The organism is Streptomyces sp. IBSBF 2435, from assembly GCF_036815005.1.
Taxonomy (GTDB): Bacteria; Actinomycetota; Actinomycetes; order Streptomycetales; family Streptomycetaceae; genus Actinacidiphila.
In genome coordinates, this window is the sequence record NZ_JAJSYW010000258.1 from 1 (window position 1) to 7,185 (window position 7,185).

Annotated in this window: 13 protein-coding genes and 1 tRNA gene; 4 read left to right on the forward strand and 10 right to left on the reverse strand. The window is 70.9% G+C overall.

Annotation, left to right across the window (positions count from 1 at the left end):
- The first annotated feature begins 57 nt into the window (after positions 1-57).
- The 3 genes from V7E46_RS31115 to V7E46_RS31125 all read left to right on the forward strand — a co-directional run bounded on the left by V7E46_RS31115 (position 58) and on the right by V7E46_RS31125 (position 1,391).
- Positions 58-130, forward strand: a tRNA-Lys gene (locus tag V7E46_RS31115).
- Between the two features lie 635 nt (positions 131-765).
- Entirely contained in the window at positions 766-954 is a 189-nt protein-coding gene (locus V7E46_RS31120) for a hypothetical protein (protein ID WP_333771541.1), read from the forward strand.
- A gap of 185 nt (positions 955-1,139) precedes the next feature.
- A complete protein-coding gene (locus V7E46_RS31125; RefSeq protein ID WP_333771542.1) occupies positions 1,140-1,391 on the forward strand; it encodes a helix-turn-helix domain-containing protein in 252 nt (83 codons plus the stop codon).
- Positions 1,392-1,414: 23 nt separating this feature from the next.
- Here V7E46_RS31125 and V7E46_RS31130 read toward each other — a convergent pair whose 3' ends face one another.
- The 6 genes from V7E46_RS31130 to V7E46_RS31155 all read right to left on the reverse strand — a co-directional run bounded on the left by V7E46_RS31130 (position 1,415) and on the right by V7E46_RS31155 (position 4,481).
- Positions 1,415-1,564, reverse strand: a complete 150-nt coding sequence (locus V7E46_RS31130) for a hypothetical protein (RefSeq protein WP_333771543.1) — start codon at positions 1,562-1,564, stop codon at positions 1,415-1,417.
- A 172-nt stretch (positions 1,565-1,736) separates the two neighbouring features.
- Positions 1,737-1,967, reverse strand: a complete 231-nt coding sequence (locus tag V7E46_RS31135; RefSeq protein WP_333771544.1) for a hypothetical protein — start codon at positions 1,965-1,967, stop codon at positions 1,737-1,739.
- The gene (locus V7E46_RS31140) at positions 1,964-2,236 is read right to left on the reverse strand and encodes a hypothetical protein (protein WP_333771545.1); all 273 of its coding nucleotides are present in this window, start codon (positions 2,234-2,236) and stop codon (positions 1,964-1,966) included. The genes V7E46_RS31135 and V7E46_RS31140 overlap by 4 nt, the downstream gene beginning before the upstream one ends.
- On the reverse strand, positions 2,233-2,454 hold the full coding sequence (locus V7E46_RS31145) for a hypothetical protein (protein ID WP_333771546.1): 222 nt from the start codon (positions 2,452-2,454) through the stop codon (positions 2,233-2,235). Before V7E46_RS31145 ends, V7E46_RS31140 begins: the two co-directional genes overlap by 4 nt.
- A gap of 89 nt (positions 2,455-2,543) precedes the next feature.
- On the reverse strand, positions 2,544-3,725 hold the full coding sequence (locus tag V7E46_RS31150; RefSeq protein ID WP_333771547.1) for a helix-turn-helix transcriptional regulator: 1,182 nt from the start codon (positions 3,723-3,725) through the stop codon (positions 2,544-2,546).
- Positions 3,726-3,839: 114 nt separating this feature from the next.
- Positions 3,840-4,481, reverse strand: a complete 642-nt coding sequence (locus V7E46_RS31155; RefSeq protein ID WP_333771548.1) for an HAD family hydrolase — start codon at positions 4,479-4,481, stop codon at positions 3,840-3,842.
- Positions 4,482-4,604: 123 nt separating this feature from the next.
- On the opposite strand from V7E46_RS31155, the gene V7E46_RS31160 reads away from it, so the two are divergent.
- Entirely contained in the window at positions 4,605-4,730 is a 126-nt protein-coding gene (locus tag V7E46_RS31160) for a hypothetical protein (protein ID WP_333771549.1), read from the forward strand.
- 285 nt (positions 4,731-5,015) lie between these two features.
- On the opposite strand, the gene V7E46_RS31165 is transcribed toward V7E46_RS31160, so the two are convergent.
- The 4 genes from V7E46_RS31165 to V7E46_RS31180 all read right to left on the reverse strand — a co-directional run.
- A complete protein-coding gene (locus V7E46_RS31165; RefSeq protein WP_333771550.1) occupies positions 5,016-5,675 on the reverse strand; it encodes a collagen-like protein in 660 nt (219 codons plus the stop codon).
- On the reverse strand, positions 5,672-5,965 hold the full coding sequence (locus tag V7E46_RS31170; RefSeq protein WP_333771551.1) for a hypothetical protein: 294 nt from the start codon (positions 5,963-5,965) through the stop codon (positions 5,672-5,674). The genes V7E46_RS31165 and V7E46_RS31170 overlap by 4 nt, the downstream gene beginning before the upstream one ends.
- A gap of 17 nt (positions 5,966-5,982) precedes the next feature.
- Positions 5,983-6,234, reverse strand: a complete 252-nt coding sequence (locus V7E46_RS31175) for a holin (RefSeq protein WP_333771552.1) — start codon at positions 6,232-6,234, stop codon at positions 5,983-5,985.
- Positions 6,235-6,274: 40 nt separating this feature from the next.
- On the reverse strand, positions 6,275-7,185 hold a 911-nt coding region (locus V7E46_RS31180; RefSeq protein ID WP_333771553.1), incomplete at its 5' end, for a GH25 family lysozyme.

A 7,185-nucleotide genomic window follows, 5' to 3' on the forward strand; every position in this document is an offset into this window, starting at 1 on the left:
CGCCACCCCCCAACCCGGCTGACCCTCTCCGGCGACCCGGTTATGCTGTGTCGGTGCGGGCCGTTAGCTCAATTGGCAGAGCAGTGGACTTTTAATCCATTGGTTGTGGGTTCGAGTCCCACACGGCCTACCGCAGGCGCCCTGGTCAGAGACCTTCTGGCTAGGGCGCTTTGGTGTTCGGTGGTCCTGGGGGTCATTTGCTGGGCCGCTGCTGGGCCGAAATTCCGGCTTCTGCGAGGCTGTCAGCTCCCCCTGGCTGTAGCTCGATTGGGTGAACGCAGCTACTGAGGGTGGACTGATCGGGTGGAATTGTGTTTAATCGGGGTCCCTGTCGTGTGTATTCGACAGGGAGTTCGAACAATGGGGTGGGGTCGTGCTGCAGTTGTCGCACCGCTTATGCGCAGCCTGAGTGCTGCTGCCTGGTGCCCGCCGGTTTCCTAGCCCGTAGCCGCCCTCTCGGGGCTGTAACGTTTTGGCTACGAACGGTTGAGGGCCGACACCCCGCTTCTCCCCACAGGCGCGCTGAAATCCGATAGCGCGCTCGCCGCGGTGCTGGTTGCCATCCGTGCAGGGAGGCGCCACCCGCTCCGTCCCCCCACCTCCATCCGCGGCAACGGCGCCGCGACCACACCAGGAGGAATCGTGCACACCCGTACGCTGCTTGGCCTCGCTATAGGCCCTCTTACAGCCGGGGTGGGGCTGGCCACGACTGGCCTGTACCCATCCGTCGACAGCCCACCTTTGAGCCGCCTCGGACTACTGCTGATGCTGGCGTCCATCCCGGCCTGGCAGGGCGTCCTGCTACGGCGCATAAAGCTGGTCTCTGACGAGCAGCTCGCCGATACCTTCGAGTCTGGATACCGCCTGCACGCTCAGCATGTCGCCCAGGCGTCGAGCTGGCAGCCGCCGGAGGACGACGACCAGGACGACCAAACAGGAAGGCACGACCGCTAGGCCGTGCCTTCCTGCCTGGGACCGACGGCGGCATCTTGCCGGAGCGCCATCGGCCCGGTATCTGGGTGCGGGGATAGGCGCCCGCCTCTGTCCACGTGGTCGCTGGAGACCTTCGCACTTCAAGATCAAAAAAAGCCCGCAGGGCCGTGCTGACATACGGTCACTCGGCGCACAGCGTCTGGTGAGTGCCACGTGATCAACAACCCACCTGGGTACTCGACTACCGCCGGGCGGTCGGCGACCGCATCCGCGTCCGACGAATCCAGCTGAATCGGGTTCAGTGGTGGGTCTGCGAGGAGACCGGACTCGGCAGGACCACTTACCAGGAGATCGAGCGCGGAGAGACGGACATCAGGCTCTCCTGGCTGGCTCTCATCGCCGTCGCGCTCGACACGACGGTCTCGCAGCTGACGGATGCGCCTCGGCCGCCGGGGTAGTGGTTACGGCGCCTGAGGCGCGCCTACTCCCGGTACTCGTCGGCGATCTGCTCGGCCGCGGTTGCCGCGCTCTCGCGGATAGCCGGGTGCAGTTGCTCGTCGCTGGCCTCGGTTGCGGCTGCGCCGAGTGCTGCCATGTCGGCAAGGAAGTCGACGTCGTCCTGCTCGGTCACGGTGTCCCTTTCGTAGGTGGTGGAAGTGCCCCGGCCGCCGGGGTAGTGGTCACGGCGGCCGGGGCAGGGCGTCGGCGGCCCGATGGCATGCCCATCCCGCCGGCGCCCGGTCAGTCCGGCAGCCCCCAAATTCCCGGGTGGGGGCCGCCGGCCCGCCGGATCACGGCGGGAGCTACGGGGCGGGGCGGCGAAACCCCGGGTAGGGCCAGTCGGTCCGGTCTGCGCGCCGGGTGACTATGGTCAGCCGATCCGGGTCAGTGACGTGCCATTCCAGGCCGCCCGCCACCCGGAGCACATAGACCGTGCCGCCGCGCACGTCCGAGACGGTCGCGGTCCTGTCCTCGACCGCGTCGTGTACCCGGTCACCAACGGCCGGTAGCTGTTCGCTCTCCGTCTCCGTCATGAGGATCCCTCCGGTGGCCCGGTCAGGGCGCGAAGGACGATCTCCGCGGCCGCCACGGTGAGCGTGCCGAGGCGGACCATGCCGCGCCTCTCGATGTCCGACGTGGGGAGGATCTGCTGCACCTGGTCAGGCGGCAAGCCGAGCGCGGCGAATACGGCGCGCAGGTCGCGGACGATCTCGTGGGCGCGGGCCTGGCTCTCCGAGGCCTGCCGGGCAGGTGTAGTGACGGCCCACGCGTCGCTCGCGGTGTGGGCCGGGGTCGTCGTCATGCGAGGTCCTGGGCGCGGTGGGGCGGGCACGCGGTGACGGGCCAGATGCGGATCCCGCCGTCAGTAGCGGTGGCGACACTCCCTACGGTCGCGAGGGCGGCGGTCACCGCGCCGCAGTGCCAGCAGGCCTCGCCGTGCAGGCGGGCGATGCTGACGTCCTCGCCGCTCACCAGCGGGATCTCGGGTGGTGCCATGGCGGCGCTCATGTGCAGTCCCATCTGCCGTGGTTGGTCGGACAGATGGATGGTGCCGCGCAATCATGCCCCCAACTGCTACACGTTGTAGCAGTTGCTGTCACCCCTTCACGTCACACGGCGCCGACCCGCTCGGCGAAGCGGGTGAGGTCGTCGTCGCCTGCACGCTGTAGGCGGCGCAGGGTTCCGATGTCCTCGCGCACCCAGGGGTGCGCGCGGGTGTGCTGCGGCGCGATGCGGCGGGCGACACGCAGGCTTTCGAACGAGTCCGTCCGTCGTCCCGCCCAGAGCTGGGCTCGGCCCACCTCGATGTAGAACGCGCTGCGCCGCTCTGCGGGCATGTCGCGGGGTGGTGCCCACACCTGCGCGATCTCCAGCGCCTGATGGATGTGGGAGGCACCCATGCTGACGGCGGTGCTCACCTCGTGGATCCGCACGCTGGCCGGCCCGAACGCCGTCCCCAGATATACGCCCTCCGCGACATCGTCCGCCAGGCGACGGGCGTCGGCCATGTGCTGCGCCGCGGCGTCTGCATCTGCGGCCCTACCGGCGATCACAGCGGCCCGCATATGCAGCGCGCCGCGGGCGGCCGTGGTCGGTGCGTCTACGGGGCGCGGCGCGGCCTCCAAGGCGGCCTCTAGGGCGCGCAGGCCCGACTGGTGGGCGCGGGCGCCGAAAAAGACTTCTGTCCGTACGTACGCCGTTGTAGCTGCGAGGAGGTCGGACTCGGCCTGCGCCGCGGCCCACCGCATCAGGTCCACCAGGCGGGCGGACAGATCCCGATGGCCCGACTTGTAGGCGGCGGCGTCCGCCGCTCGGTACGCGGCCACCAGCAGCCCGGCGACCTCGATGCGCTCCCGCCCGCGGGCGGCCTGCAGCGCGCGGGCCAGCTCCTGCAGGAGCGCCGGCATCTCCGCGGCGAGGCGTACGTACTGCGAGCCGAGGCGCCAGCTCACAGCATCGGCGACCGCCGAGTACAGCTGTACCAGCGGCCGGACCGGGCCGTCCGCCGGCACGTCGTAATCGGCGACCGCCGCGGATAGCGCGGGCATAGCGAGGTGGATGCGGCTGTCCGTGTGATCAGCGCCTGTGGCGAGCCAACCGGGCTCGACGGCCAGGGCCGCGGCGAGGGCGTCGAGTACGTCGTCGCTAGGCATCCGGGAGCCGCGTTCGATGCTCCGTACGGTGGCGTACGAGACCTGCGCGGACTGGGCGAGGTCCGACTGGGTGAGGTTGCGGGCGCGGCGGCGGGCAGCGAGGCGCCTCCCTACCCCCTGCAGAGGGTGTGCGGGCATACTGGGGCTCCGTTCCAAGCTTCGTCACTTCGAACGGTAGTGGTCCGGACGCTGTCCGGATACGCGAACGGCCCCGCACGCATATGCGTGCGGGGCCGCTGCGTTGACGCCCGGTCAGCGACGGACGACCTCGACCACCTCGGCGAGGCTGTCGATCCGCCACGTCGCCGCGGCGATGACCGCAGGGTCGTACGCCCAGTAGTACCCCCATGGACCGCGGCGAAGGTGCGCGGTCCGCAGGCCTGCGGCAGCAGCCGGAAACATATCGTTCGCCGGGTGGTCGCCGACGTACACGACCTGCTCCGGACGAGCGCCCGCGACATCGACCAGGCGCTCGAAGAACTCGGCCTCCGGTTTGGCCGTGCCCCACTCGCCCGACGTCGCGATGATGTCCGCCGGCAGGTCCAGTGCGCGCAGCTGGTCGGCGGCTCGGGCTGTCTGGTTGCCCGCGATCACCACCTGCAGGCCGGCATCCCGCATGGCCGCGAGGGCAGGCCGGACGTCCGCATACAGGTCTGCCTCGGTCAGGCTCTCACCGCAGCCGGCTGCGTCTCGCGCCGCGGTCTCCGCAGCCACATCCAGGCCAGGCCGGAGCAGTCGGAGCGCGTCGGCGTTGTCGCGGCCCTGTACGACGACGGCGCCCACCAGTGCCGAAACCGTGTGAGGCGGCACGCCCAGCCAGTCCGCCCAGCCCGCCCAGACCGACGTGTCGCTGATCAGGGTCTCGCCGACATCGAGCGCAATCGTGGTAATCACAGGCGGCAGCGTAGCCAGGGTGCGCGCCCCGGCCGCCAGGAGCACGCTGGGGGCATGGGCACACCGGTCGTCGTGTACCCGCCCGGACCGGGCGGTCGGCGGGTCACGGTCCGAGGCGAAGACGTGGGCCGTGCCACCAGCGAGACCGACCTGGCCGAGTTCCTACGGCGGGTCGGCCTTGACGACCCGGACACTGCTGACGTCGGCCTGGTCGAGTGGCGCGGAGGCGGCCCTGACGTCTGGGCGTGATCAGGGCGGCGCCCCGCCGGTCCGGGGGGAGGAGCGGCGGGGCGCTGCTGTCTCGCGGGGATGGGGCAAGACTGCGGCCGCGTCGGCGCCTGGGCCATACGACAAACGGCGTAGACCGGGCATGACGAAAGTGGCGCTGTGGTGGGCGAGGGCGGAGCGGGCTTGCCTGACCGCTAACGGGCAAAGGGGAACGAAGCCGCAAAGGTGCCCCGCTCTCCGGAGAGGCGGGGCGATATGGCCTTAATTATCCGTGTGATTTTATGCCGGGTTCTATGACAGTGCAGGTCAGGTGCGGCGGCGGTCGACCACTGCGGGCGGCGTGGCCGGCGCGGTCGGCGTCGGGGTGGGGGCGCTGTCCTGCCGGCAGACCAGCGCGTACGGATCTGCGGGCGTGGGCTGCAGGGTGTACCCGGTGGGGCAGGTCTGGCCGTCCGCGCCGGCCGGGCCTGCGGGTCCGGCAGGGCCTGGAGGCCCAGCCGGTCCTGCCGGGCCGGGGACGGTGCTGTCCGTACCCGGGGCACCGGCCAGCCCCGGGGCACCGGGCGCACCGCTGGGTCCCGGCGGGCCGGACGGCCCCGGGACGGGTGTAGCGGGGGCGCCCGGGCTGCCAGGTGCCCCCGCGGGTCCCCGCGGTCCGGCAGGTCCCGGGATCGGCACCGGCACCTGCGTGCGCGCCGGCAGGTTGCTGACGGCCGCGGTGGGGTCCGGCGCGACCGGCGTCCTGCCGGCGGACTGGACCTGCACCCGCAGCGCCCTCACGTCCGCTGCCAGGGTGCTGACAGCGGTGCCGCGCAGGTCGGCCTCGGCCGTGGCTGCACGGCGCGCGGAGACCTCATGGTCGAGGCGGGTCCAGATCAGGAGCACGACGCCGGCCAGCGCGACCAGCGCGGCCGCGGTCGCGAGGCTGCGCCACCGCCTGACCACTACTCGCTGGGCACGCGTCACGGGTCTACGTCCTCTCCGAGCTCGATGAGTCGTACGCGGTAGCGGGTGATCAGCAGCTGATCGGTCAGGCGGTCCTGCAGCAGGTCGGTGATCCGCTCGTCCCGCTGCTGCAGCAGGACCCGCAGTCCATCGCGCTCTTCCTGGACCTGATCGAGCAACTGCAGCGCTCGGGCGCTGTCGCCGGCGCGCGCAGCCAGCTGGTTCTCACCGCGCTTACCGACGAACGTGATCGCGGCGGTGATGACGGCACCCACCCCGAGCAGGAGCGTGCCCAGAGCAGTGCCGTCCATCGTGCTCCCAGGTCAGATCAGCGGACGCTGGTGGTGTCCAGGTCCGGCCGGGGGGTGTGCTTCGCGCTGTACCCGGCGAGGAATGTCGCGAGCGGCGGAGCGACGACCAAGACCAGGGCCTGCGCCCAGGCCGGCGTGCCGCCGAGCAGCGTGTGATCCGCCGCCACGTCGTTCAGCACGGCGGCGCCGATACCGAACGCCGCGGCCGCGCCGGTCGACGCCGCCACCTTCGCCTCGATCAGCCATCTCTTCGCGGTGGTGCTTGCCATGGTGTGCTTCCTCTTCTGCTGGTCGGGATGAGGGATGAGGTCAGACGTTCGGGACCTGCAGTGCGTCCCAGGTCTCCTTGCCGGGCGGCCACTTGAGGGCGGAGCCGGTCCAGCCCTTGTGGTGGGCGGTGTTGTACTTGCGCTGCCAGGCCTCGTACGAGGCGACGTCGCCGGAGCCGATGACGTTCTTGCTGGTGTTGCTCCGGTAGCGGCTGCAGCCGGCGTCGACCAGGCGCTCGTGCATCGCGGCGACGATCGGTGATCTGCGGCCGGTGGTGAACCAGCCGGCGCCCGGGTACGGCTCGTACCGCGGCGCCGCTGCCGGCGGCTTGGCGCTCTTGAGCGCCCATGTCCGAAGCGCCGCGGCATCCTTGAAATTGCCGAGGTCGAGGTCGACGCCGTCCTGCTCGCCGTGCTGGTGGATCAGCCACGGGTGCTCGATCCGCGGGTGCCCAGTCGGGGCGGACGGGTCCGCGATCCACAGTCCGTCAGCCGCGTATGACGTGGTGTCGCGGTGCAGCCAGAAGTCACGGTTGCAGTAGAGGATCACCCGGTGCTCGGGCGCCTTGGCCTGGAGGTACCGCAGCCACGCGTCCTTCTGCGCGCACGAGACGCCGGTGTCCTCCCAGTCGAAGGCCAGCACGTCGCCGGCGCGCGCCGAGGCGTGCTCGAGGAAGTAGTCCGCCTGGTCGGTCATCGAGCCGGGCCTGGCGAAGTGGTAGTGGCCGATGACCAGGCCGTGTGCCCGGCCGTACGCGACCTGGGCGGCGTGCTTGGGGTTGAGGTAGCTGGTGCCCTCGGTGGCCTTCACGATGACGGCCGCGAGTCCGGTCGTGCTGTAACTGGTGTTCTGGTAACCGGCGATGTCGATGACGTTGACGGTCATGCGCTTGTCCTCCGGGCGTGCGAAAGCCCCGGCCGGGTCGGCGCGGGGCGGGGCGGGGCGGGGGG

Coding starts and splice junctions, on each gene's coding strand:
- V7E46_RS31120 (WP_333771541.1), top strand. CDS start 766: ATGCTGGCGTCCATCCCGGCCTGGCAGGGCGTCCTGCTACGGCGCATA.
- V7E46_RS31135 (WP_333771544.1), bottom strand. CDS start 1,967: ATGACGGAGACGGAGAGCGAACAGCTACCGGCCGTTGGTGACCGGGTA.
- V7E46_RS31140 (WP_333771545.1), bottom strand. CDS start 2,236: ATGACGACGACCCCGGCCCACACCGCGAGCGACGCGTGGGCCGTCACT.
- V7E46_RS31145 (WP_333771546.1), bottom strand. CDS start 2,454: ATGGGACTGCACATGAGCGCCGCCATGGCACCACCCGAGATCCCGCTG.
- V7E46_RS31150 (WP_333771547.1), bottom strand. CDS start 3,725: ATGCCCGCACACCCTCTGCAGGGGGTAGGGAGGCGCCTCGCTGCCCGC.
- V7E46_RS31170 (WP_333771551.1), bottom strand. CDS start 5,965: ATGGACGGCACTGCTCTGGGCACGCTCCTGCTCGGGGTGGGTGCCGTC.
- V7E46_RS31175 (WP_333771552.1), bottom strand. CDS start 6,234: ATGGCAAGCACCACCGCGAAGAGATGGCTGATCGAGGCGAAGGTGGCG.